The sequence below is a fragment of the Nesterenkonia salmonea genome (assembly GCF_005771525.1).
GTDB lineage: Bacteria > Actinomycetota > Actinomycetes > Actinomycetales > Micrococcaceae > Nesterenkonia > Nesterenkonia salmonea.
Genome location: NZ_VAVZ01000033.1, coordinates 1 through 23,663, shown reverse-complemented (window position 1 = coordinate 23,663; position 23,663 = coordinate 1). Strand labels below are relative to the sequence as shown.

Genomic DNA, 23,663 nt, shown 5'->3' with positions numbered 1-23,663 from the left:
CGCTACAGCGCAGTCACCAGACCAGAGAGGGTCATTGCTCAGTGATGGGGTTGCCCCTATACCCGAGTCGACGGGACAGGGCCCCAGCAGCACGGATCACCGACTCGCGAACCAGCGGAAGCCTGGCCGGCGGTAGCCGATAGGAGGGTCCGGCGACGCTGATGCCGGCGACAACTCTGCCACTGTGGTCGAACACCGGGGCAGCGACCGCGTTGAGTCCCTCCTCAAATTCCTCCACGGCGAACGCCCAGCCTTGGCTGCGGATGCTGTGGAGCTCCTCGGCGAGCGCCTCGGGGCAGATCAGCGTATGCTCAGTGAAGCCAGTCAGGCCAGCGCCAAGCAGGGCCGTGCGCTCCTCCTCCGGAAGGTGAGCCAGCAGCACTTTCCCATTCGACGTTGCGTGCAGGGCGGTGTGCTGGCCAATCCAGTTGCGCATCGCGACTGTACTGCTGCCCTCGGACTGACAAACATTGATCGCGACGCCGTCGCGGGTGACGGCCACCGTAGTGGTCTCCCCAATTTCCGCCGAAAGCTCATCACACACCGGTTGGGCCTCCACGCTGAGATCCAATCGCGTGGCCGTGGCGCCTGCTAGGCGCAGACAACCGACACCGAGCCGGTACCCGCCGGAACCATCAGGAGCTTCTACGAGGTCGTGGCGCACAAGCGTCCCGACAAGGCGCCCCACGGTGGACTTGTGCACCCCCAGCTCCCGGGCCATCCGGCTGAGACTGGTCTCACCCTCGCGTGCCAAGATGCTCAAGATCGTGAGGGCGCGGTCAACGGACTTCACCGGAGAGTCTGCGAAGGGGGTGGAGGGTGTGGTTTCGGTACTCATGATGTGTTGAGCATGCCGGTTGGGGGCCTGTATGGCAAGCGTCAGTGTCGCGCATGGTGCAACCTATTGCGTGATACGCGACACAATGTCATGCTGGAAGTGTTCCGATGATGTGACAGCAGGGAGGCTCTCATGACCCTCAACACGGAAACGCTTGCCAGTTCCGACGGCGCCGAAGCCGTCATCCCGGACCCCCGGATCCTTCTGTATCCCCGGCTCCGCAAATCCCCCTTCTTCTGGGCGTCCCGCCGCCACGGCGTAGCGATGTACAGCGTCTATAACCACACCTACCACCCGCGGCACTACGGTGATCCGGTGGCCGAATACTGGGCGCTGCTCCAGGGCGTGACGCTGTGGGATGTGGGCGTCGAGAGGCAAATCGAAATCACCGGACCCGACGCCTTCGCCTTCACGAACATGCTTGTGCCCCGTGATCTCAACAAATGCGAGGTCGGCCAGTGCAAGTACGTCTTTCTGACCGCTGAAGACGGAGGGATCCTCAATGACCCTGTTCTGCTGCGTCTGGGCCAGAACCACTTCTGGCTCTCCTTGGCTGACAGTGACATCCTTCTCTGGGCCCGCGGGTTGGCGCACAACTCCGGTATGGACGTCACGATCGAGGAGGCTGACGTCGGCCCCGTGCAAGTCCAGGGGCCGCTTTCGGGGAAAGTCATGGCCGCGATCTTCGGCCCAGAAGTACTCGACATCGGCTACTACCGGCTCAGGGAGTACACGCTGGACGGTATGGAGGTCATCGTCTCCCGGACCGGCTACACCGCCGAACTGGGCTTCGAAATCTACGTCAAGAACGCCTCACGTGAGGGCGTTCGGCTCTGGGATACGGTGTGGGCCGCTGGTGAACCTTTCGGAATGAAGGTCATAGGGCCCTGCCACATGCGCAGAATCGAAGCCGGAATTCTCGCCCACGGCTGCGACATCACCTACCAGACCAATCCGTTCGAGGTAGGTATGGGGTATGACTGGATGGTAGACCTGAACCAGGAGGCGGACTTCATCGGTAAGGACGCGCTGAGGCGCATCAAACAGGAGGGCGTCACCCGAAGGCTTGCCGGCGTGACTATAGGAGGACCCGCGCTGGGCACCTTCAACGATGGCTCAATGATCGAAGCCTTCCCCGTCTGGCGCAGCGGACACAGAGTCGGAGAGGTCACCTCCGCCTGCTTCTCCCCGCGTCTGGAGCGGAACATCGGCTACGCCATGGTGCCTGTCGGTCTCAGTGAAACCGGCACCGAGCTGGAGATCGAGACACCCTCCGGAGCGGTACCCGCAGTGGTGGTGCCAAAGCCGTTCGTCGATCCCACCAAGAACATCCCCAAACAGTCTTTCGACGCCGGCAACGGTCACCTGCTCACGGGGACCTGAGGGCGCCCACCAGTGAATCCCAAGCTGCCCGCTGACTCCCTGGTGTCCCCGGCCCACCGGCACGCCCTGCGTCAACTGCTGGCCCACCCCCGGTTTGAGGTGCTGCCGTTGGACGGGATCGTCGACGACGCCGTCGCCCACCTGCCTGTCGGCGCCACCGTCACCATCACAGCCTCACCGACTCGAGGACCCGGCCCCACGCTTGAGACCACAGAAGACCTCGCCAGTCAGGGTTTCCGGGCGGTGCCGCACCTTGCGGCCACTCAACATCGGGTGGGTTCACTTCCTCACACCATGGGCCGTCTGCAGGCTGCAGGGATCCAGGAAGTGTTCGTGGTCGGCGGAGACCAAGCGGATGGACTGGCCTCGCGGGGCAAGGGGACCGCCTCCCAAGATGCCGCATTTGCCAGTGGTTGGGAGCTCCTGGCAGCTGTGCACCGGCTGGCACCTGAGCTGAAACTCGGTGTGCCGGGCTACCCGGAGGGGCACCCCAAGATCTCCCAGCGAACTCTTGATGAGTCCCTCACGCAGAAGGCCGAAAGGGCCTCCTGCGTGGTAGGTCAGCTCTGCTTCGACCCGCAGACGGTAAGCGACTGGGCCACAGGGCTCCGTGCCCGCGGCGTGAACCTCCCGGTGTATGCCGGTGTTCCCGGCGCGGTGGGCTCAGCGCGGCTTCTTCGCATCGCCGGGAGGATCGGCGTCGGGGATTCTCTGCGTTTTCTCGCATCCGGCAAGGCTGGCCTGGCCATGCGGTTGGCCACTTCCGGCCATTTCGATCCCACACCGCTGGTGGCAGGTCTGGTGAGCAAAGGCGACGTCGTCTCCGGTCTTCACCTGTACACCTTCAACGCGCTAAAAGAGACGGAAATCTGGCGGCAACGACTGCTGACCTGGCTCGAAGAGGGAGATCATTGATGACCGCAACGGCCCACTCCACAAGCGACAGGGGCCCCGGCGAGCAGCCGAGTCTGACGCTGACCGCTCAGGACAGTCTTGGAATCTCCGCCAGGACACAGCTGCGGCCGATTCATGAGATCAGTGCAGCGATGGGCCTCGCCGAAGACCTCATCGAACCCTATGGGCGCGGAGTGGCAAAAGTGGACTTGGCGGCGATCGGCCGGCTCGCTGACTGTCCGGCGGGGAAGTACATCCTGGTCACTGCCATCACCCCAACACCGTTGGGAGAGGGCAAGACCACCACCGCCGTAGGCCTTGGGCAAGGACTGCAAAAATCTGGGCGTCGGGCCACCATCGCGGTCCGGCAGCCCTCCCTGGGTCCCACTTTGGGGATCAAGGGCGGTGGCACCGGAGGAGGTTGGAGCCAGGTGGTGCCCATGGAACGGCTGAATCTGCACCTCACGGGGGACCTGCACGCTGTCACTGCCGCCCACAACCAGTTGGCCGCCATGGTTGACAATCATCTGCACCGCGGCAGCCCTTCCGGTCTGCATCCGGAACGGGTGACCTGGCGGCGGGTGATGGACGTCAACGACCGCTCACTGCGGCAGATCGTCACCGGGATGGGCCCTGCCGGTGGAGGGGCGGCGTCGAACGGACCCCTCCAGCAGTCAGGGTTCGACATCACCGCAGCATCCGAAGTCATGGCCACCTTGTCACTTGCGCGCTCGCTGGAGGAGCTGCGCGACCGGTTGGGGCGGATTGTGGTGGGCACCACCGGGGACGGTGAACCTGTCACAGCCGAGGACATCAAGGCTGCCGGGGCGATGACCGTCTTGCTGCGGGAAGCGCTCCAGCCAAACCTGCTGCAGACTGTGGAACACACGCCAGCGCTGGTGCACTGCGGGCCCTTCGGCAATATCGCCACCGGGAACTCCTCAGTGGTGGCAGACCTGATCGGAGTGCGCACTGCGGACTACCTGATCACCGAGGCGGGCTTCGCTGCGGATATGGGAGCCGAACGGTTCTTCAACATCAAATGCCGGGTCTCGGGGCTGTCCCCGGACGCCGCGGTGGTGGTGGCCACCGTTCGCGCGCTCAAAGTGCACTCAGGTCGGCACCGGGTGGTTGCCGGGAGGCCTCTGCCAGAGGAGATGCTGAAGGAGAGCCCGGAGGAGGTCCGCGAAGGGGCCGAGAATCTGCGCGCCCAGCTGGGCATCATCCGCCGGCACGGCGTCACCCCTGTGGTAGCCATCAACGCCTTCCCCACCGACTTTGCCAGCGAGCATGAGGTGATCGCGCAGGTCGCCGCCGAAGAAGGCGCCCGGTGCGCAGTCTCCACGCACTTTGCCGACGGCGGTGCCGGGGCACTCGAACTTGCAGACGCGGTGGCGGAGGCCGCTGAGGAACCTGAAGCGTTCCGTCTTCTGTACCGGGACGAAGAATCGCTGGTTGAGAAGATTGAGACCATCGCCACCGAGGTCTACGGGGCGGACGGGGTCGACCTTTCCCCCCGGGCTGCCAAGGATCTCACCGCCTACACAGAGGCCGGGTACGGTCGGCTGCCGGTGTGTGTAGCTAAGACGCACCTGTCGCTGTCCGCGGACCCGAAACTGGTGGGGGCGCCGCGCGGATGGCGGCTCCCGGTCCGAGAAGTGCGGCTGTCTGCTGGGGCAGGGTTCGTCTACCCCATCTGCGGAACCATTCAGACCATGCCCGGGCTGGGGGCGAACCCCGCAGCAGAGAACATCGACATCGACGCCGAGGGCCAGGTCATCGGCCTGTTCTGATGTGGCGTGGTCACGTAGACCGGGATCACCTGCCGTCGCGGAAGTGCGCCAGACGTTGGGTGGAGAAGTTAGGCTGGCTGAATGTCACGGCACAGCCATCTCCAGTCGGTGACTGGGCTTCAAAACCGATCTGTGCGGTACTGCCCGGGGCGTCAAGAACGAAGATCCGCACCAGGCGCCAGGTCTGCGCATCGTTGGAGGCGTGATAGGCGTAGACACCATCAGTCCGGGACACGCGCAACCAGATGCTCCCGCCGTGGACGGTGAAGGAGTTGGCATCATCGGAGACCTCCCGGGTGACCACCGAAACGACCATCGGCTCGCCCTCTGGGGAGTACTCGAAGCACAGCTTTGCCCAGTGCCGTTCGTCCATCCAGAGCAGAAGCACACCAGCATCGAACATGGCGAGGAAGTCCACCGATACCCGCGCGCTGAATTGGAAGTCACCGTCTGGCAGGTCTGCCAGCAAAGTGGCGGCATTGAGAAGTGTCTCCGCGCCCACCTGGCCGTCAGAACCCGGATCAACAAAGATATCGCTGCGCGGTGCCGCATTGACTTTCACGGACTTCTCGGAAGGGTCCACAGTCCATGTGGAGTCTTCGGAGGCGGTCAGTGGAAAAGGAATTCCTGGAATGTGATGCGTGGCGCTCATGATGCTTCCCCTCAGGGATTGTCCCCTTGCACCACAGGACGGTCTGGATTGTTGGACCACTGGCTGAAGGACCCTGGGTACAGCACGGCCTCGAAGCCGGCGATCTCCAATGCCAGCGTGGAGTGGCAGCCGTTGATGCCCGATCCGCAGTAGCTTGCGACAGGCCTCTCCGGGTCTACCCCGACCTGTAGGAATCGGCTGCGCAGGTCCGCGGGTGCGAGGAAGTGGCCCGCTTCATCCACATTGCCCGTGGTGGGGGCATTCACTGCCCCGGGAATATGCCCTGGCCTGGGGTCGTAGGGCTCACTCTCGCCGGTGTAGCGTTCGGAGGCGCGGGTATCCAGCAGTGTGCCACGCTGTCTGAACTCGGCGGCGTCGGCCATGGTCAGGTATTGCAGGGTTCCGTAGCGCAGGGAGACGGTGCCGGACGTCGGGTGGACCTCACCTGTTTCAACGGGGTACCCGGCGCGGATCCAACTGGCCAAAGCGCCGTCGAGGACTCGAACATTAGAGAGACCAGCGTGACGCAAGAGCCACCAGGCTCGCGCTGAGGAGGTGTTCTTCGCGTCGTCGTAGACCACGACCGTGTCACCGTCGTGGAGTCCCCACCGGCGAGCGGCCGCTTGAAGGCGTTCCAAGGACGGCAGCGGATGCCGGCCTTCATGTGCTGGACGGCCGGGTTCGGATAGTTCAGTGTCCATATCCACGTACACCGCACCTGGCAGATGGCGGTGAATGTACTCCGACCTGCCATCGGCGCGCCCCAGTTTCCAGCGCACATCCAGAATCCGCAGGTTGGATGAATTCGAGGATACTAACCCGTGCAATTCTTCGGCAGTAATCAGAGGGTCCATCCCACTGACTTTACAAGGCTCCCTGATCTCCGATTTCTCTGGGGCCGGGGCAGGGATTGTCATGGACGTTAACGTGGATGCATGTTGTTGTGTCCGCTGTGACACATTGAAGGCAACCCAACTGAGAGGCAGGCCATGATGACTAAGGATCTGATGCAGTACGCCAACCCGAATGCTCTTGTGAGCACCGAATGGCTCGCAGAGCACAAAGATGACCCCAATGTGGTGGTGTTGGAGTCCAATGAAGATGTGCTTCTCTACGAAACAGGGCACATCCCCGGAGCCATCAAGATCGACTGGCACACCGATCTCAATGATTCAGTCGCTCGGGACTTCATCAATGAACAACAGTTCGCTGAGTTCGTTGGCTCCAAGGGCATCACTCCCGACACCACGTTGGTTTTCTACGGTGACAAATCCAACTGGTGGGCGGCTTATGCGCTCTGGGTCTTCACGTTGTTCGGTCATCATGATCTCCGACTGCTCGATGGTGGACGTCAGAAATGGATCGACGAGGGCCGGGAAGTCACCACTGAGGTTCCCACCCCCGTTCGTGCCGAGTACCCTGTTCCCGCCCGTCGCAATGATGACCAATGGCGCGCTTTCCGTGAAGATGTGCTCGCCCACATCGGAAACGGACCGCTGGTCGATGTCCGCTCACCGGCTGAGTACACCGGTGAAGTCACCTCTGCGCCAGGGTTCGAAGACAAAGAAGGCGCACTGCGAGGTGGTCATATCCCCACGGCCTCATCGGTGCCCTGGGCGCGGGCAGCCAACGACGACGGTACCTTCAAGTCCCGTGATGAGCTCGAGCAGATCTACAAGGACGAAGCCGGAGTGGGCGAGGCGGAAAATGTTATCGCCTATTGCCGTATCGGTGAGCGGTCCAGCCACACGTGGTTCGTGCTGAAGCACTTGCTCGGTTACAAGAACGTCCGCAACTACGACGGTTCATGGACCGAATGGGGTAACTCGGTGCGGCTGCCCATCGCCGTCGGCAGCGAACCTGGACGCTGAGGGGGCCAACCATATGACGCTGCGCACCACTGACCTCGGCACCGGCCGTCAAACACTGACCACTACCGCCTTCGGCTACGGTGCGATGTCGCTCGCGGGGGCCTACGGTCCCATCGACGAGCCGGCCGCCTTGAAGCTGCTTCAGGAGATTTACGACCGTGGTGTGACGTTCATCGACACGGCGAATATCTACGGTTTGGGCCTGAGCGAAACAATTCTTGGCCGGTTCCTTGAGGGCCGCAGAGATGACATCACGTTGGCTACCAAGTGTGGCATCGAGCCAAAAGGTGAGGCCGGCAAGCGCAGTGTCAATGGCCGCCCAGAGCATATTCAAGAGCAGATCGACCTGTCGCTGCAGCGGCTTGGCACCGACTACGTCGATCTCTACTACCTGCATCGACCAGACCCGGATGTACCCATTGAAGAATCTGTGGGAGCCCTCGGGGAGCTGATCAGCGCAGGAAAAGTGCGCAGCATCGGGCTCTCCGAGGTCACCGCACAAGAAATCCGGCGAGCACATCAGACGCATCCGATCACCGCGATCCAATCTGAATGGAGCATTTTCGCCCGCGACGTTGAGGAGTACGTTATTCCCACCTGCGCCGAACTCGGTATCGGGTTCGTCGCCTTCTCGCCAGTGGCGCGCGGGCTTCTCACAGATAGGTTCGATCCCGAGGCGCTGGGGGAGAGCGACGCTCGGCATAAGTTCCCCTGGTTCGCGCCAGAGAATCTTGGTCATAATCACCAGTTGGCGAACAAGGCCAGGCAGATGGCTGCGGATGCCGGTCTGCCGACCCCCGGACTGGCCCTAGCCTGGCTGTTTACAAAGGCCGCTGGTGCTGACTTGAAACTCTCGATCATCCCGGGCACTCGCTATGTTCAGCATCTTGATGAACTTCTCACCGGCCTCGACGGCCAGCTCAGCGTTGAGCTCGTGGCCGCTTTGGATGCGCTCGCGGATGAGGTGAGCGGTGATCGCAGTTTCTCGCCAGCGTGGGTGTCCGGAGGCCGTGAAGCGCTCTTGCCTCGAGCATCCGGAGCCCATTCCATGTGAACATATAAGTCACTTTTCTTGATTTGTGTTCACGTGAGTCTTTAGTGTGGCAGAGCAATCAACCATCCAGAGCGACTGAGGGGTCTGGCCCGATGACGTCGCAGCAACCCGGGGCGGGATTATCCTGCAATGCCCAGGCCGGGTGCTAACGCCAGAACCGATGGAGAAAGGCTGGCCATGCCCACCCCCGACGACCACACCCTGATTCTTAGCCTGTTCGAAACAGGCTCCCCAGTTCACCTCTCGACGCCCCCACCGCATCTTGCGGCGCGCTTTCAAGCCGGCACTTCCCTAGCCTCCATGCTCGGCACCAGCCCCCGGGAGCTCTTCAACGAACGCCCGCGCGCGTAGCTCCACGTAGTAGGCCTCAGATGTCGTCTTCGTAGGCGGGGCCGCCCTCAGCCTCCCAGCTATGCAATTGGCTGACCTTCAGCGCGGAGTGCTTCCGGCGGACGCCAGAGCCGCCATGGGAATCCTCTGCGAAGAAAACCACACCGAACTCTTCCAGCGCAACACGCAGAGAGTCGTTGTCTACTGCGCTCAGAGAGATACCGCGATGCTCGAAATCGCGGACCTGCTGGCTACCAAGGTTGGCGGCCTCAGCGATCACCTCAACTGAGACCCGTGTCAGGGCGCGACCGGCGCGAGCCAAATCGGGTGTCAGAGGTGATGTAAGTCTCTCCATCACCTCAGTCTGTCAAATTTTCCGTGTTCCGGGAACAGTTTGGAGCCCAGGTGGGCTCCCGCCCTATCGGAGGCGCTGCACTGCGCGGGCCACCATGGGGGAGCGGTGCTCCGTGACAGAGGCGATGCGTTCTTTGACGGCCTGTTGGTCAGCCTCAGGTCGCGACGGTGAGCCGGCGTCGAACGGCGGTGCAGGATCATACTCAATGTAGAGCTGGATCTCCCGAGCCACACTTTCGTCATAGAGCTCGACCGCCAAAGTGAGGGCGAAGTCAATGCCGCTGGTGACGCCCGCACCAGTGATGATTCGACCGTCCCGCACCACGCGTTCCCGAACCGGTTCCGCACCAAAGTCTTCGAGCATGTGCAGAGACGCCCAGTGGCTGGTGGCGCGTTTACCACCGAGCAGCCCCGCTGCGGCGAGGGTGAATGACCCGGTGCACACACTGGTGATAAGTCGGGCACCTGCTGCCTGCTCCGCAATGAAGCTCAGTGCGGCGTCGTCCTCAAAGAGTTCAAAGGCCCCCGCACCCCCCGGTACGAACAGCACATCCGCCTGAGGTGCCTCCTGGAACGTCGAGGTGGGAACGATCGAAAACCCGGAATCGGTGGGCACCGGGTTCTGATCCTTCCAGACGAAGTGCACCTGAGCGTCGGGAAACCTCGCGAAGACCTGGGCAGGGCCCGTCAGGTCCAGCTGGGTGACATTCGGAAAGAGCAGAGCAACAATCTGCAGCGGAGCCGTCATGAGAGAGGCAGGCCCGTCAGAGCTTGCCGATAGCGATCAGCAGCATCCGGCGCAGCGGCTCAGCAGCACCCCAGAGCAGCTGATCACCAATGGTGAAGGCTGAGATGTACTCCGGCCCCATCTCAAGCTTCCGGATGCGACCCACTGGGATGGTCAGCTCCCCAGTGGCGGCGACAGGTGTCAGCTGCTCCATGGTCGCCTCCTTCTCATTGGGCACAACTTTGGCCCATTCGCTGCCGGCGGCGATGATCTGCTCAATCTCCGACACGGGAATATCCTCGCGGAGCTTCAGAGTCAGCGCCTGAGAGTGTGACCGCAGCGCACCGACGCGGACGCAGAGCGACTCAAACGGAATACTGTCACCGCGGCGCTCCACACCCGGGGCAAGGGAATCGCCACGTCCTAAGATCTTATTGGTCTCATCCGAACCCTTCCGCTCCTCCTTGGACATGCCATTGCCCAAGTCAGCGTCAATCCAAGGGATCAGTGAGCCCGCCAAGGGGACGCCGAACTGGGAAGCGTCCAGCTCTCCCTGCTGGGCCTGCAGCACTCTGCGGTCGATGTCTAGGATGGCGCTGGCCGGATCGGCGAGCTCATCGGCCACCACACCGTTGAGGTGGCCGAACTGGTTGAGCAGTTCACGCATATGCCGCGCCCCACCACCGGAAGCCGCCTGGTAGGTCATGGCGGTACCCCACTCGACCAGGTTCTCTTTGAACAGGCCCCCGAGACCCATCAGCATGCAGCTCACCGTGCAGTTGCCGCCTACGAACTCCTTCACACCCGCCGCCAGGCCAGCATCAATCACATCCCGGTTGATGGGGTCCAGCACAATGATCGACTCATCTGCCATGCGCAACGCTGAAGCAGCGTCGATCCAGATACCGTCCCACCCGGCCGCGCGCAGCTTGGGGTAGACGTCATTGGTGTAGTCCCCGCCCTGCATCGTGACGATGATCGGCAGCTTGAGCAGCGCGTCAAGATCGTAGGCGTCCTGAAGTGTGCCAGTCTCCGCGGAGGCCCCCTGGAACTCCGGGGCGGGCCTACCCGCAGCAGAGGTGGAGAAGAAGACAGGGTTGATATGTGCGAAGTCGCCCTCGCTCACCATGCGCTGCATCAGGACCGAACCCACCATGCCACGCCAGCCGATCAGTCCAACCGATGGGGAAGGGTCGGAAACAGCGGAAAGGGCAGGAGAAAGATCAGCAGAAGTCATAGGCCCTAGCCTAGCGAACTGACCGCCTCGCTGTTCCCTGAGGTGCTATTGCGTGGCAGACTCAGCGGCGCCGGTAGGTTTCTATCCGGTAGCCGATCCCGGAGGTTGACGTGCTCCACCCCTGATCAGGTTCGGCATGCACCAGCTTCCACCGCTCCGAGTCCAGTACGGGAGCGAATGTGTCACCCTCGGACTCAAAGTCCAGACGCGTCACCGACGCAATAGTGGCGATCTCGCTGTTAACTGCCTCAGCGTAGACGGCCCCACCGCCCATGATCCACACTTTTTCGGCCGAACCGACCCGGCTCTGCGCCATCTCCACCGCCTCCGGCAACGACGACGCCGGCACGGCACCTGCATCCTCCAACTCACGTGAGGTCGCGGCGTCGCTGGTAATGACGATGTTGGTCCGTCCCGGCAGCGGACGGAACCGCTGCGGCAGGGAGTCCCACGTCTTCCTGCCCATCACGACCGGGCAGTTCCGTGTGCGGCTGCGAAAGTGCGCCATGTCCTCCGGCACATGCCAGGGCATGGTGCCGCCAGATCCGATCACGCCTCCGCGTGCTTCAGCCCAGATCATGCCGACCTCTACGGATCGGGTCATCGCTGTATTCCTTCCGTGCCGGTCACGAGGGAGGTGGTCACTCAGACGGCCACCGGCGCCTTGATGCTCGGATGCGGGTCGTAGTTGAGCACTTCGAAGTCCTCGAACTCGTAGGCGAAGAGTGATTCGGGTCTGCGCCTCAGGTGAAGCTGCGGGTAGGGCCTGGCCTCGCGGCTGAGCTGCTCACGCACCTGCTCCTCGTGGTTGCTATAAATGTGGCAGTCTCCACCGGTCCAAATGAACTCCCCAGGTTCCAGCCCGGCCTGCTGGGCGACCATCAGAGTCAGCAGAGAGTAGCTGGCAATGTTGAAGGGCACACCCAGGAACATGTCCGCGCTGCGCTGATACAGCTGGCAGGACAGCCGCCCATCGGCTACATAGAACTGGAAGAGGATATGACAAGGTGGCAGCGCCATCTCAGCAAGCTGCCCCGGGTTCCACGCTGTGACCACGTGTCGGCGTGAGTCAGGGTTTTCGCGCAGTTGATCCACAAGTGTGCTGATTTGGTCAATGTCCCCACCGTTGGGCGTAGGCCAGGAGCGCCACTGCACGCCGTAAATGGGGCCCAGGTCGCCGTTCTCATCAGCCCACTCGTTCCAAATCCGGACACCGCGCTCCTGCAGCCAGCGTGCGTTGGAGTCTCCGCGCAGGAACCATAGCAACTCCAACGCCACGGCCTTGAAGTGCACGCGTTTGGTAGTGATCAGCGGGAAGGAATCAGCGAGGTCAAAGCGGATCTGCCTGCCGAACACGCTGCGTGTTCCGGTGCCGGTGCGGTCAGACTTCTGCGCACCATGTTGGAGCACTTCTGCCAGAAGGTCTTCATAAGGAGTGGGGATCGGTGTCACGGTGGCGATTCTACGCCAGCAGCGCCTGATGCTTCCGGTACTCCGGATAACGGCTGAGGTATTGGTCAATGTAGGTGCATTCGGAGGTGAACCTTTTGCCCTCTGCGGAAAGCCTGTCCAGCAGCAGTGTCACCAGGGCCCGCGCGTACCCCTGCCGGCCGAAGCGATCGTTGACAATAGTGTGCATCAGCAGCCACACAGGCTGGCCACCTATGGTCTCCTCGGCGTAGCCAACGAACCCGATGAATGTGCGCTTACCCTGGACTGTGTCCCACAGTTCTGCCCTGCACCGGTCATGGTCGACCACCAGCTCAGCTGTCGGGTGAATGTTTTTCTGCTCGCTTCTGCGGTGTCTTCCCATACAGCAAGGGTAGTCGCCTGTTGTGAGTCATGTCACTGACGGTCTGCTGGGGGCAGGAATCGCCCGGCCCTCAGTCGCTCAGTCCTCGTGAGGCTCGTACACCTCGAGGGAGACGATGCGCCCGCCGCGGTCTACGGCCTGTTGGGCGACGACGACGCCCCCAGGACGCAGATACGGGTCTTCCGGGGGCAGTGCCCGGCCGATCTCGCGGTCAAGCAGCCACCTACTGAGCTCGCCGAGAACGATCGGCAGAACAGGGCGATGGGTGCACACCAAGGAGGGGTGCATCCACTCCAGGGAGCGGCGGATCCGCGAGGCAGCTTTGCCCGGATTCTGTTTGGCCCGCTTCTCGGTCAGAGATTTGCGGTACTTGATCCTGTGGTGGTGCTCCTTGACGTACGGTGCGATGGTCTCCGCGCACCGTTTCCACGGGCTCGAATGGATCTGCCGTGGCCGCCAGGCTGTCAGCAGTCGCTCTACGGACCGTGCCTGTCGCTTGCCCGTGGCGGCCAGTGGGCGTTCGGCTTCCGCCTTGGCCCATGAGGAACGTGGTTTCGCTTTGGCATGGCGGAGCACCACGAAAGGAACTGTGCGCAGCGAGTTCTGCCCGTGGAGCCGCTCCAGTTCGTCCAGCGGCTCCAGGTCTCCAGGGTTCGTCAGCATCTGCCGAGCCTGCTGAGGTTCAGCCCAGAGAGCGTCGTCGGTCTCATCCCCATCGGGCCGGGGGCGGCCCTCCAGGACCTCGGCCGCCCAGTACCAAACCTCTTTCTGCTGAGTCACTGGGCCCTGCTTGCTCTTCTTGGACACTTGGTAACGAGTGATCGGCAGCGGAACGCCTAGGCGTACCTTCAGCTGGATCTCCTCAGCGACTTCACGCACTGCGCATTCGGGGAGAGTCTCGCCGGGGTCAAGCTTGCCTTTGGGGAATGACCAGTCGTCATATCGGGGGCGGTGAATGAGCAGGACCTGGAGCTTGCCCCGGTGCAGCCGCCACACCAGCGCGCCGGCGGCGAGAACATCAGCGTCTGTCCCGTCATCATCAACGGAGGCGCTACGCCGTCGAGGTACCTCAGTCATGTACTCCGAAGTGGTCACGTGTGAAAGATATCAGGACGGAGCTGCTCAGTGTTTCTGCAGGCCGGACACTTCACTTCAGGAGGAGGCTTCACCAGGTTCATTGGCGGGTCCGTACTGCGTGTCGATAGTGCTGATGCTGAACCCGAGCTTCTTATACAATCCCGCAGCTGCGGCGTTGTCAGCATCTACATACAAAATGACGGACTCCACGCCCTGGTTGCGCAAATACTCGATGCCGGCCACAGTCAATGCGGCGCCAAGTGCCCGGCCCTGAGCTGCTGGGACCACGCCCACGGCGTACACTTCGCCGACCTGCTGGCCGTGGGCCTCCCGGTGGATTTTGGTCCAGTGAAATCCGATCAGGCGTTCCTCCGCGGACCCCGCGTTATCCCAGGCCAGCAGGAACCCTTCGGCGGAAAACCACTCCTCAGCCATACGCGCCTGGAGGTCCTCAACTGTGAGGCGCCCCTGCTCGGGATGGTCAGCGAACGCTTCAGCGTTGGCGGCTAGCCAGGCGTCGTCGTCGACCCCGGGCCGGAAACTTCTCAACTGCACACCGGTGGGAAGGTCGCGGCGCGGTAGCTCCACCGCATTGTCCAGGTGCATCTGCCACAGCTCACGCACCGGTTTCCACCCGAAGCGCGCAGCCAACTTCGGCCCACCCGGATGCCCACCATGAGCCCACGCCCGGTGGCTCACGCCCGGTTGTGATGCCGGATCGGACGCGTTGAGCACTGTGACGAGGCGCTGAGCCAGCCCCTGTTGGCGGAAATCAGGTTCTATGACCAGCTCCAAAGTGTGGGGGGCGGCGTCGTGCTGGGTTTGCTCAATGTCTCCCAGGACGACGACGCCTGCGCCGACCAGCGTGCCCCGGGTGGAGTCTGCTGCCGGAGCCCACGCGTAACAGACAACGACCCTGGAGTCCCCGTGGGTGGGTTTGTTCAGCTCCACCCAGGTCTGGTCGCCGAAAGGGGGTGCACCGTCAACAGACTGGGCCGCGGTGGCCAACTCGCGCAGAGCGCGAAGCTGATCAGCAGTGGGTGGGTCCTCAAGGAGGTCGATTGTGACGTCATTGCTCATGGTGTGAGCCTAGTGGTCTTGACCGGCTTAGGCAGTGTCGATGTCTTCACCGGCGGGGGTCTCGTGGCGGTCGGTTCCTTCCGCCAGCAGCCGGTAGCCCACATTGCGTACGGTCCCGATGAGTGATTCGTGCTCTGGGCCGAGTTTGGCGCGAAGGCGACGGATGTGCACATCCACGGTGCGGGTGCCTCCGAAGTAGTCGTATCCCCACACGTCATGGAGGAGCCGGTCACGGGTGAAGACCTGCCCGGGGTGCAGAGCCAGGTGTTTGAGCAGCTCGAATTCCTTATAGGTGAGGTTGAGCAGCTTGCCGTGAATGGTGGCCATATAGGTGGTCTCATCGATCACGATCGCCCCCGCGCGGATCTCTCCAACGGGTGCTTTATCTTCGGCTTCAACAGATGCCATGCGGATTCGGGCATCGACTTCTCCCGGTGAAGCCGCTGCAAGCACAAAGTCATCGGCCTGCCAGGCCTCATTGAGTGTGGGAAGCCCGGTTTCGGTCACCACCACGATCACGGGGGAGAGCATCGAGGACTTCACCAGCTGGCACAGGGACCTGGCGTGGGCCAGGTTGTTGCGTGCGTCAATGAGCGTGATGTCCACATTCGGTGCTCGGACGATTGAAGCGGCCTCACAGGGGAAGGGGCGCACTCGGTGATTCAGCAGTTCCAGAGACGGCAGAGTGTCTTCCGGGGTGTCCGACAGCAGCAGCACCTGGGCCATCGGCTGATCCTCCCTCGGCTTGATTTGTCAGTCAGTGTGACACGTAGGACCGTTTCGGCGTGCGGAATGACATAGTGAAATGAATCACAGGGCCCCTCTTTCCGCATGGTGAAAAAAACTATTGCGAACGTAGAAGAGTATAGCCATGCTTGCGGCTCTGGCAGGATGGAGTACGTGAAATACCTGCCTGTCGCGCTCGCCGCACTGGTCGGCGCTGCCTCGATTGCCATCGCTTCATGGATAGGGGTCGCCGCCCTGCTGGTGGTCGTGTGCGCCCTGTGTGGCGTGGTGGCGCTGGGCTGGCCGCAGCTCATGGGAGTAACCGCCAGAAAGTCACTGTCCACCGTCATTATGGCCGCCGGCGTCGTCGCCGCTGTCGGTGCCGCCATCGTGACGCAAGTGGAATCTCTGTTCTTCTGGTCCTCAGTGTCGCTGGCCTTCGGGGTCATGGTCGTTTTCATGGTGCAAGTCGTCCGGGGGTCCGGACGGCCGCACAGGCTTGAGTCGACTCGGGGCGCCTGCACCGGGGTGGTCATCACGACCACCGCAGCAGGGTGGATCGCTGGCCTGCGATATCCGGCAGGAATGATGGAGGCTGGCGACGGGGCAGGACTCTCGGCTCTCCGGGTTCGCGGGTTCGTCCCCTATGAGGACTGGGAGTTCCTGGCAGTGACCGGACCGGGAGGTGAACTGTCGGTCGTGGCACTGTCTGCCTTCGTCATGTGCGTCGGCACTCTCGCTGCATGCGTCCCGGCACGGGATGCTTTGGTTCTTCCACTGATCGTGCTCGTATCCACTGCCTCTTCCGTGGGAGTCTCACTGGTGTGGGGTGAGCTGACGCTCCTGTTCGCCGGAGTGCTCGGTGTAGCCGGCGGCGTGCTGCTCGCCAGCTTCCGCCGGTTCCTCTTCCTCCAAGGAGCACCGGAGAAGATCCTGTCTCGGCTTGCAGTCGGAGCCGCCCCCATTGCGGCGATGGGAGCGCTGGTGTATTTCACCGAGCGGCTGCTCTTCGCTTAACTCAGATAGGATGGGTTCATGAGTGATGCACAGATTCTTGCGCTAGAGGTCTTCTTCATCGGCCTGCTGATCCTGTCCGTGATCGTGATCGGCTGGATCAGTTTCGTTGTGCTGTCCCGTCTTTTCAAGGGCCAGCGCTGAGACCTGACGGATCGGCCCCCACGTCGCCCCTGCTGGACCGCAATGGTGCGGTTGCTGCGGTGGGACCCGACGCGGGCACAGCCGCTCACTACGGCAACCCCACCAAGGAGCAGCGTGCCTTGGAGGCAGGCTCGGCCCTTGTCGATCTTTCCAACCGGGCCGTTGTGACGGTTTCGGGACCTGACCGGCTGAGCTGGCTGACCACTCTGTCCTCACAGCAGGTGACTGCCCTGTCCCCTGGGGACTCGTCAGAACTGCTGCTGCTGGACATTGCCGGCCGAATCGAACATGCACCAGCCATCGTTGATGATGGTGAGACCGCTTGGTTGATGACTGAGGCGAACCGAGGTGAGGCTTTGGCGCAGTGGCTGGAGTCCATGAAGTTCGCCCTGCGTGTGGAAATCGCCGACCGCACCAATGACCTTGCTGTTCTCGGCAGCACACGCCCGCTGCCGGAGGACTCGTCCCTTACTCCAGCCGCGCGCTGGACGGACCCCTGGCCGGGACTAGGACCCGGAGCTGAGTCATACGCAGCGATTGACGAAGCTGACCACCCAGGCCAAGACTGGCAGTGGCACCTGACGGTGGTGCCGCGGGAGGAGCTCGACGACGTCGTCGCTTCCGTTGAGAGCCGCGGCTGGCAGCTTGCCGGCTCACTTGCGGCAGAAGCGCTGCGTATAGCCGCTTGGCGGCCACGCCTGGCGTACGATGTTGACGCCAAAGCCATCCCGCATGAACTGGACCTGATCCGCACTGCTGTGCACCTGAGCAAGGGGTGCTACAAGGGTCAAGAGACTGTGGCACGTGTCCACAATTTAGGTCACCCTCCACGCCGGCTGGTCTTCCTCCACTTGGACGGTTCCGAGCACACGCTTCCGTCTGCGGGGTCAGATGTGCTTGCACCCAAGAATTCCTCGGATCGGGAAGCACTTGCCCAGGAACGCGCCGTCGGAGTAGTGACCTCCGTGGCCCGGCATCACGAGGCAGGACCAATTGCCCTGGCCCTGGTGAAACGCAAAGTTGATCCTGCTGCGCAGCTTGTGGTCCGCGACGTGGAACAAGGTGCCGCCCAGCCAGACGGCACCGAAGAGCCGGCACCACAACCGGCTTATTATGCTGCTGCTCAGGAGTTGATTGTCCGGCCGGACGCGGGAAAGAACGTAGGACGCCCGCAGGGAGATTTCCTCCGCGGGCCCCGCCGTTAGAATCAGCGTCCGAAGAGAATCTTCGCTTCTTCGTAGCGTTCACTGGGGACTTCTTTAAGGCCGTCCAGAGCTTCACTCAGATCCACCTTGACGATTTCGGTGCCCCGAAGTGCCGCCATATGTCCCCACGCCTGCTCATGCACAAGGTCCAGAGCCTTAATGCCGAATCTGGTGCCCAGCACACGGTCATAGCCGGTGGGGTTTCCGCCCCGCTGAATATGACCCAGAGTGGTGTTGCGGGATTCAATCCCGGTGCGCTCTTCAATCTGGGTGGTGATGAACTCACCGATACCACCGAGGCGGGGGCGGCCATCTTCCTCTTGTCCCTTGCCAGCCAGCGCTTCCTCAGCGTTCTCAGGAATGAAGCCCTCAGCAACGACCACCAGCGGTGAGCGTCCGCGGGAGTGGACCTGCTCCACCCACTCACACAGTTGATCAATGCTGACCTGCTGCTCCGGGATGAGGATAGCGTGGGCGCCGGCAGCCATTCCGGAATGCAGAGCAATCCAGCCCACATGGCGGCCCATCACCTCAGAGACCATGCACCGGTGGTGTGACTCACCGGTGGTTCGGAGCCTGTCCATGGCGTCTGTCGCGATGGAAATGGCGGTGTCGAAGCCGAATGTGTAGTCGGTGGCCTTCAGATCATTGTCAATAGTCTTAGGGACTCCCACCACAGGGATGCCGTCATCGGCCAGCCTCTTGGCTCCAGCTAGAGTGCCCTCACCGCCGATCGCGATCACCGCGTCCACATCATGGCGTTTGAGCTGCTTGGCGATCTTCTCCGGTCCGCCCTGGGGGTGGTTGTACGGATGAGTCCTCGATGTCCCGAGGATTGTGCCGCCCTCACGCGCGATGCCTCGGACATCCTGACGTCCGAGATCAATGTAGTCAGCCTCGATCATGCCTTTCCACCCGGCTTTGAATCCCACGAACTCATCTCCGTAGGACTTGATGCCGTGGAGCACGGCTGAGCGGATAACCGCGTTGAGACCGGGGCAGTCGCCTCCGGAGGTCAAGAGTCCGATGCGCATGGATGACTCACTTCCTTCTCGCATGGTGCGAAACGTGGTGGTCCTGACATCCTCGGCAGGGGGTTCAGCTTCAGTCTATTACCGGTGGAGGTGTTACTTGCTGCCCAGCAGTTTCTCGATACGTTCGATTCCCTCCACCAAGTCTTCATCACCCAGGGCGTAAGACAGGCGGAGGTACCCGGATGGTCCGAAAGCTTCACCAGGGACCACTGCAACCTTGGCCTTCTCCAGAATCAGCTCAGCGAGCTCCGTCGTCGAGGTTGGCGTGGATCCGTCAATCTCCTGGTTCAGCGCGCCTCTGGCATCCACATAGGCGTAGAAGGCACCCTGGGGCACTGGAGTTTCGAACCCAGCCACCCGATTCAACTTCTCCACAATCGTCTTGCGTCTCCGGTCGAAAGCCTCGCGCATCTGCTCGACCGGTTCTGTCGGCCCGGTGATTGCGGCAAGAGCCGCGCGCTGGGAGACGTTGGCGACATTGGATGTCAGATGTGTCTGCAGAGTGGTCGCAGCTTTGATCACATCCGAAGGGCCCACCATCCAACCCACGCGCCAGCCCGTCATGGCGTACGTTTTGGCTACTCCGGAAAGAATGATCACCTGGTCAGCGAGTTCCGGAACGGAAGCGATCGAGGTGAACGGTACGTCATCGTAGGTGAGCTTCTCGTAGATCTCATCGGTGATGACCCAGAGCCCCTGCTCGGCGGCCCATCGGCCGATCTCCCGGGTCTCCTCCGGTGAATACACGGCCCCGGTCGGGTTCGACGGCGACACAAACATCAGTGCTTTGGTCCGCTCGGTGACTGCGGACTGAAGCTGATCCACGGTCACTTTGTACCCCTGCTCAGGGCCGGCGAAGACCTCGACCGTGGAGCCTCCCGCTAGTTTGATGGCCTCCGGATAGGTCGTCCAATAGGGAGAAGGGACGATGACCTGATCGCCGGGATCCAACAGTGACGCCAGGCTCGCGTAGACGGCATGCTTGCCGCCATTGGTCACCAGAACCTGGGAAGCCTCCACCGCATAGCCGGAGTCACGGGTGGTTTTTTCAGCAATTGCCTCCCGGAGCTCAGGAAGACCTGCAGCCGGGGTGTACTTGTGGTTCTTGGGGTCCTGAGCGGCCGCCACAGCAGCCTCAACAATATGGTCCGGAGTGGGGAAATCCGGCTCACCTGCGCCAAAACCAATAACGTCCTCGCCGGCAGCCTTCAGAGCCTTGGCCTTGGCGTCCACCTTCATGGTGGCTGACTCTGCAATCGACCCGATACGGGCGGAGACTCGGCGGTGGGGAAGCGGCATGACAGATGCGTCCTTTCTGGGGCGGGCACAGGGGACCTACTCGTCCCAACCCTATCTGGCGGCGTCGTTGTCGTATAGCGTCATGTGCTGGTGCAGTTGGTGTTATGCCGAGCGTCGGCGTAGACTTGGCTGCCGGTGTCTAGAACACCTCTACTGGGCATGCCCTCGCACGTACAGGGATAGTGCCCAATAGGGCAGTGGCGCAATTGGTAGCGCAACGGTCTCCAAAACCGTAGGTTGCAGGTTCGAGTCCTGTCTGCCCTGCGTTGGACGGTGCTGTGTTTCGCGCAGTACTGCTTCACGGGTGAAGGCCTGTCAGCTTCGGCCGGCTGGAATCTTCGGACCAATGCCTCTCAGGAAGCCTGTAGGGGGAGCAGTCACAACGTACAGAGCAATCAGATGGAGTCTTCGTGTCCCAGACACCAGTGACAGACACCGGGGGTCCCTCCGGCGGTGAATCACGTCCGAAGAACCCACTGGCCCGAGCGTGGCGGTTCCTGAAGCAGGTTTTTGACGAGCTGCGCAAAGTCATCGTTCCCACACGTCGGGAACTGGTGAACTATACGGTCGTGGTCCTGGTGTTCGTGCTGATCGTGATCGGCATCGTTTCCCTGCTGGACTGGGGGCTGGACAATCTTTCAGACCTCGTGTTCGGCGGCGGCGCAGGCGCATAACTGGGCTACGACCACCAACTGAATCCGGCTCGCGCCGGCGTACGCAACACACTTACCTAGGAGAAACGTGTCTGATCAGGAACTGACGCAGGACGACGCAGCTGAGGCTGCAGAGGCTCCCGCGGAGGAGGAGAAGACTTACGAAGAGCGCGCTGAAGAGCTCAAAAGTGAGCTTCGGCGCGGCCTGGGTGACTGGTACGTGGTGCACACCTACGCCGGTTACGAGAAGCGTGTGAAGTCCAACCTCGAGACCCGTATCCAGACGCAGGATATGGAGGAGCAGATCTACGAGATCGACGTCCCCATGGAAGACGTCGTGGAGATCAAGAACACTCAGCGCAAAGTCGTCAACCGCGTCCGCATTCCCGGTTACGTTCTGGTGCGCATGGAACTCACCGATGAGTCATGGGGCGTGGTTCGCCACACTCCAGGTGTGACCGGATTCGTCGGTAACGCACACGATCCGCAGCCCTTGAGCAGCGATGAGGTCTTCCACATGCTCGCCGAGCACCGCTTGGGCAAGCCAGGGGAGCGCAAGGTCGAGATCCTCGATGGAGAAAGCGGCGCCGCCCCCACTCCAACCTCAGACGTGAAGGTCGACTTCGAAGTCGGCGAGTCCGTCACTGTGACCGACGGGCCCTTCGCGACCCTGCCGGCGACCATCTCCGAGATCAACGTCGACGCTCGTACACTGGTGGTTCTGGTTTCCATCTTCGAACGGGAAACTCCGGTGACGCTGAACTTCAACCAGATAGAGAAGATCTACTGACCCCAGCCTCATACCGCTGCATGGCGGAATGAGAGCCAACAACACAAGACTTCGTCGTCGTTCTCCGTGCTTTGGGAGACCGGTGGCGACCTGAGCGGCTCGGCCAGATCCGCTCACCCCTGCAGACCTCGCTCCTGAGGGTGCAGGACGCACGGAAACTAGTAAAGGACAGATTATGGCCCCGAAGAAAAAGGTCTCCGGGCTGATTAAGCTTCAGATCCAGGCTGGTGCCGCCAACCCGGCACCACCGATCGGACCTGCGCTCGGTCAGCACGGCGTCAACATTATGGAGTTCTGCAAGGCGTACAACGCTGCGACAGAAAACCAGCGCGGCAACGTGGTGCCTGTGGAGATTACCGTCTACGAAGACCGGTCCTTCACCTTCATCACCAAGACTCCACCAGCTGCAGAGCTGATCAAAAAGGCCGCAGGCGTCAAAAAGGGTTCCGGCGTTCCACACACGGATAAAGTCGGCAAGCTCACCAAGGCTCAGGTCGAGGAAATCGCTCAGACCAAGATGGAAGACCTCAACGCCAACGATATTGAGGCTGCCTCCAAGATTGTTGCCGGTACCGCCCGTTCCATGGGCATCACCGTCGACAGCTAATTCAGCGACACAAGACATATAAGAGAGCCCGGACACTCCGGGAATGTGGGAAGGGCCGAGCGCGGCCCGCGTACCACAACTGCTAAGGAGAACAACGCAGATGGCAAAGCGCAGCAAAGCATACAACGCAGCAGCCGAGAAAATCGGCGAAGACACTATCTACAATCCGTTTCAGGCCGTTGCTCTGGCCAAGGAGACTAACCCCTCCAAGACAGATGCCACCGTTGAGGTCGCCATGCGGCTCTCAGTGGATCCCCGCAAAGCCGACCAGATGGTTCGCGGCACTGTGAACCTTCCTCATGGCACCGGTCGGACCGCCCGCGTGGTTGTCTTCACCCAGGGTGACAACATCGCCAAGGCAGAAGAAGCCGGCGCTGACTTCGTTGGCGGCGACGAGCTGATCGCCAAGGTCCAGGAAGGCTGGGTGGACTTCGACGCCGCCGTCGCTTCCCCGGACATGATGGGCAAAGTCGGACGTCTCGGCAAGGTGCTCGGTCCTCGTAACCTGATGCCGAACCCCAAGACCGGCACCGTGACCCCAGATGTGGCAAAGGCCGTCACTGAGATCAAGGCAGGCAAGATCGACTTCCGCGTGGACAAGCACGCCAACCTGCACTTCGTGGTCGGCAAGACCAGCTTCGACCCCAAGCAGCTGGCTGAGAACTACGCAGCCGTGCTGGAAGAGATTCTGCGGTTGAAGCCTTCATCGTCCAAGGGGCGCTACATCCAGAAGGCCACCGTGTCGACCACCTTCGGTCCTGGAATCCAGGTTGACCCGAACGTCACCAAGGTTGTCGTCGGCGAGTAGCTCACACCTCCGCACAGGAGCCCTGTTCCCAGTGATGGGAGCGGGGCTCCTTGCGTGTAGAACCAGTGTGCTGAACTGAGGCTGCTAAGCCGTTCAACACAGTTCCCACTGGTCATCTCCAGGGGGAGCGCGGGCAATCAAATGGGACTTCTGAGAAGCTGTTCGCAGAGTCCCATCGAGATGCCCAGCTGAGGTGCAGGAGGACTCGTAGGCGTCCTGGTGACTCATCTCAAGATGCCCGGGAAGTGTGAGTCGTTGACTCATTGAGTTTTGCCCGGTT

At 61.9% G+C, this 23,663-nt stretch carries 28 protein-coding genes, 1 tRNA gene and 1 riboswitch; of the genes, 14 read left to right on the top strand and 15 right to left on the bottom strand.

Going from position 1 to position 23,663, the window contains the following annotated elements:
• Positions 1-31: 31 nt before the first annotated feature.
• Entirely contained in the window at positions 32-838 is an 807-nt protein-coding gene (locus FEF26_RS11630) for an IclR family transcriptional regulator (RefSeq protein ID WP_138253707.1), read from the bottom strand.
• A gap of 132 nt (positions 839-970) precedes the next feature.
• Here FEF26_RS11630 and FEF26_RS11625 point away from each other — a divergent pair, with 132 nt between their 5' ends.
• From FEF26_RS11625 to FEF26_RS11615, 3 genes are read left to right on the top strand one after another with little or no spacing between them, the layout of a single operon-like run.
• Positions 971-2,221: a glycine cleavage T C-terminal barrel domain-containing protein gene (locus FEF26_RS11625; RefSeq protein WP_138253706.1), complete on the top strand. Its 1,251-nt coding sequence runs from the start codon at positions 971-973 to the stop codon at positions 2,219-2,221.
• A 12-nt stretch (positions 2,222-2,233) separates the two neighbouring features.
• Positions 2,234-3,136, top strand: coding sequence for a methylenetetrahydrofolate reductase (locus FEF26_RS11620; protein ID WP_138253705.1), 903 nt, complete (start codon positions 2,234-2,236; stop codon positions 3,134-3,136).
• Complete coding sequence (locus tag FEF26_RS11615) at positions 3,136-4,908, top strand: formate--tetrahydrofolate ligase (RefSeq protein WP_138253704.1); 1,773 nt, start codon at positions 3,136-3,138, stop codon at positions 4,906-4,908. The genes FEF26_RS11620 and FEF26_RS11615 overlap by 1 nt, the downstream gene beginning before the upstream one ends.
• Positions 4,909-4,933: 25 nt before the next feature.
• Here FEF26_RS11615 and FEF26_RS11610 read toward each other — a convergent pair whose 3' ends face one another.
• A complete protein-coding gene (locus FEF26_RS11610) occupies positions 4,934-5,560 on the bottom strand; it encodes a DUF1349 domain-containing protein (RefSeq protein ID WP_138253703.1) in 627 nt (208 codons plus the stop codon).
• Between the two features lie 11 nt (positions 5,561-5,571).
• Entirely contained in the window at positions 5,572-6,414 is an 843-nt protein-coding gene (locus FEF26_RS11605) for a sulfurtransferase (protein ID WP_138253702.1), read from the bottom strand.
• Between the two features lie 135 nt (positions 6,415-6,549).
• Between FEF26_RS11605 and FEF26_RS11600 the strand changes: the two genes are divergently transcribed.
• The 3 genes from FEF26_RS11600 (at position 6,550) to FEF26_RS15765 (ending at position 8,836) form a co-directional block, all read left to right on the top strand.
• On the top strand, positions 6,550-7,431 hold the full coding sequence (locus FEF26_RS11600) for a sulfurtransferase (protein ID WP_424991741.1): 882 nt from the start codon (positions 6,550-6,552) through the stop codon (positions 7,429-7,431).
• Between the two features lie 13 nt (positions 7,432-7,444).
• Entirely contained in the window at positions 7,445-8,485 is a 1,041-nt protein-coding gene (locus tag FEF26_RS11595) for an aldo/keto reductase (protein WP_138253701.1), read from the top strand.
• A 59-nt stretch (positions 8,486-8,544) separates the two neighbouring features.
• Positions 8,545-8,652, top strand: a riboswitch (SAM riboswitch).
• 10 nt (positions 8,653-8,662) lie between these two features.
• Positions 8,663-8,836: a hypothetical protein gene (locus tag FEF26_RS15765; protein WP_166433014.1), complete on the top strand. Its 174-nt coding sequence runs from the start codon at positions 8,663-8,665 to the stop codon at positions 8,834-8,836.
• A 16-nt stretch (positions 8,837-8,852) separates the two neighbouring features.
• Here FEF26_RS15765 and FEF26_RS11590 read toward each other — a convergent pair whose 3' ends face one another.
• The 9 genes from FEF26_RS11590 to FEF26_RS11550 form a co-directional block, all read right to left on the bottom strand.
• Positions 8,853-9,170, bottom strand: a complete 318-nt coding sequence (locus tag FEF26_RS11590; protein WP_138253700.1) for a hypothetical protein — start codon at positions 9,168-9,170, stop codon at positions 8,853-8,855.
• 63 nt (positions 9,171-9,233) lie between these two features.
• A complete protein-coding gene (locus FEF26_RS11585; protein WP_138253699.1) occupies positions 9,234-9,917 on the bottom strand; it encodes a DJ-1/PfpI family protein in 684 nt (227 codons plus the stop codon).
• Between the two features lie 16 nt (positions 9,918-9,933).
• Positions 9,934-11,133, bottom strand: coding sequence for an aspartate-semialdehyde dehydrogenase (asd, locus tag FEF26_RS11580; protein ID WP_138253698.1), 1,200 nt, complete (start codon positions 11,131-11,133; stop codon positions 9,934-9,936).
• Positions 11,134-11,194: 61 nt separating this feature from the next.
• Positions 11,195-11,737 carry a dihydrofolate reductase gene (locus FEF26_RS11575; RefSeq protein WP_138253697.1) on the bottom strand — a complete coding sequence of 181 codons (543 nt, stop codon included), beginning with the start codon at positions 11,735-11,737 and terminating at the stop codon, positions 11,195-11,197.
• 41 nt (positions 11,738-11,778) lie between these two features.
• On the bottom strand, positions 11,779-12,585 hold the full coding sequence (locus FEF26_RS11570) for a thymidylate synthase (protein WP_424991740.1): 807 nt from the start codon (positions 12,583-12,585) through the stop codon (positions 11,779-11,781).
• Positions 12,586-12,595: 10 nt separating this feature from the next.
• Entirely contained in the window at positions 12,596-12,946 is a 351-nt protein-coding gene (locus tag FEF26_RS11565) for a GNAT family N-acetyltransferase (RefSeq protein ID WP_138253696.1), read from the bottom strand.
• 78 nt (positions 12,947-13,024) lie between these two features.
• Positions 13,025-14,023 carry an NUDIX hydrolase gene (locus FEF26_RS11560; RefSeq protein WP_138253695.1) on the bottom strand — a complete coding sequence of 333 codons (999 nt, stop codon included), beginning with the start codon at positions 14,021-14,023 and terminating at the stop codon, positions 13,025-13,027.
• A gap of 75 nt (positions 14,024-14,098) precedes the next feature.
• Positions 14,099-15,103, bottom strand: a complete 1,005-nt coding sequence (mshD, locus tag FEF26_RS11555; RefSeq protein WP_138253694.1) for a mycothiol synthase — start codon at positions 15,101-15,103, stop codon at positions 14,099-14,101.
• A gap of 27 nt (positions 15,104-15,130) precedes the next feature.
• Positions 15,131-15,829 (bottom strand): winged helix-turn-helix transcriptional regulator, encoded by a 699-nt coding sequence (locus tag FEF26_RS11550; protein WP_138253693.1) that lies wholly within the window; start codon positions 15,827-15,829, stop codon positions 15,131-15,133.
• A 174-nt stretch (positions 15,830-16,003) separates the two neighbouring features.
• On the opposite strand from FEF26_RS11550, the gene FEF26_RS11545 reads away from it, so the two are divergent.
• The 3 genes from FEF26_RS11545 to ygfZ are packed head-to-tail and all read left to right on the top strand — an operon-like array spanning position 16,004 to position 18,192.
• The gene (locus FEF26_RS11545) at positions 16,004-16,846 is read left to right on the top strand and encodes a hypothetical protein (RefSeq protein WP_138253692.1); all 843 of its coding nucleotides are present in this window, start codon (positions 16,004-16,006) and stop codon (positions 16,844-16,846) included.
• Between the two features lie 18 nt (positions 16,847-16,864).
• Complete coding sequence (locus tag FEF26_RS16275; RefSeq protein WP_279536490.1) at positions 16,865-16,987, top strand: hypothetical protein; 123 nt, start codon at positions 16,865-16,867, stop codon at positions 16,985-16,987.
• A 59-nt stretch (positions 16,988-17,046) separates the two neighbouring features.
• Positions 17,047-18,192, top strand: coding sequence for a CAF17-like 4Fe-4S cluster assembly/insertion protein YgfZ (gene ygfZ, locus FEF26_RS11540; RefSeq protein ID WP_243730556.1), 1,146 nt, complete (start codon positions 17,047-17,049; stop codon positions 18,190-18,192).
• Positions 18,193-18,194: 2 nt separating this feature from the next.
• Here the strand turns inward: ygfZ and FEF26_RS11535 are convergent, their stop codons facing one another.
• Positions 18,195-19,226 (bottom strand): 6-phosphofructokinase, encoded by a 1,032-nt coding sequence (locus FEF26_RS11535; RefSeq protein ID WP_138253690.1) that lies wholly within the window; start codon positions 19,224-19,226, stop codon positions 18,195-18,197.
• A 93-nt stretch (positions 19,227-19,319) separates the two neighbouring features.
• On the bottom strand, positions 19,320-20,525 hold the full coding sequence (locus FEF26_RS11530) for a pyridoxal phosphate-dependent aminotransferase (protein WP_138253689.1): 1,206 nt from the start codon (positions 20,523-20,525) through the stop codon (positions 19,320-19,322).
• 191 nt (positions 20,526-20,716) lie between these two features.
• Here FEF26_RS11530 and FEF26_RS11525 point away from each other — a divergent pair.
• The 5 genes from FEF26_RS11525 (at position 20,717) to rplA (ending at position 23,383) form a co-directional block, all read left to right on the top strand.
• Positions 20,717-20,789: transfer RNA gene (locus tag FEF26_RS11525), tRNA-Trp, on the top strand.
• A 146-nt stretch (positions 20,790-20,935) separates the two neighbouring features.
• Positions 20,936-21,199 carry a preprotein translocase subunit SecE gene (gene secE / locus FEF26_RS11520; protein WP_166433013.1) on the top strand — a complete coding sequence of 88 codons (264 nt, stop codon included), beginning with the start codon at positions 20,936-20,938 and terminating at the stop codon, positions 21,197-21,199.
• A 67-nt stretch (positions 21,200-21,266) separates the two neighbouring features.
• Entirely contained in the window at positions 21,267-21,968 is a 702-nt protein-coding gene (gene nusG, locus FEF26_RS11515) for a transcription termination/antitermination protein NusG (protein WP_243730555.1), read from the top strand.
• 175 nt (positions 21,969-22,143) lie between these two features.
• Entirely contained in the window at positions 22,144-22,575 is a 432-nt protein-coding gene (gene rplK, locus FEF26_RS11510) for a 50S ribosomal protein L11 (protein ID WP_138253687.1), read from the top strand.
• A gap of 100 nt (positions 22,576-22,675) precedes the next feature.
• The gene (gene rplA / locus FEF26_RS11505; protein WP_138253686.1) at positions 22,676-23,383 is read left to right on the top strand and encodes a 50S ribosomal protein L1; all 708 of its coding nucleotides are present in this window, start codon (positions 22,676-22,678) and stop codon (positions 23,381-23,383) included.
• A 93-nt stretch (positions 23,384-23,476) separates the two neighbouring features.
• Here the strand turns inward: rplA and FEF26_RS15945 are convergent.
• Positions 23,477-23,663, bottom strand: a 187-nt coding sequence (locus FEF26_RS15945) for a hypothetical protein (RefSeq protein ID WP_208012912.1), incomplete at its 5' end; no start/stop codon positions are given.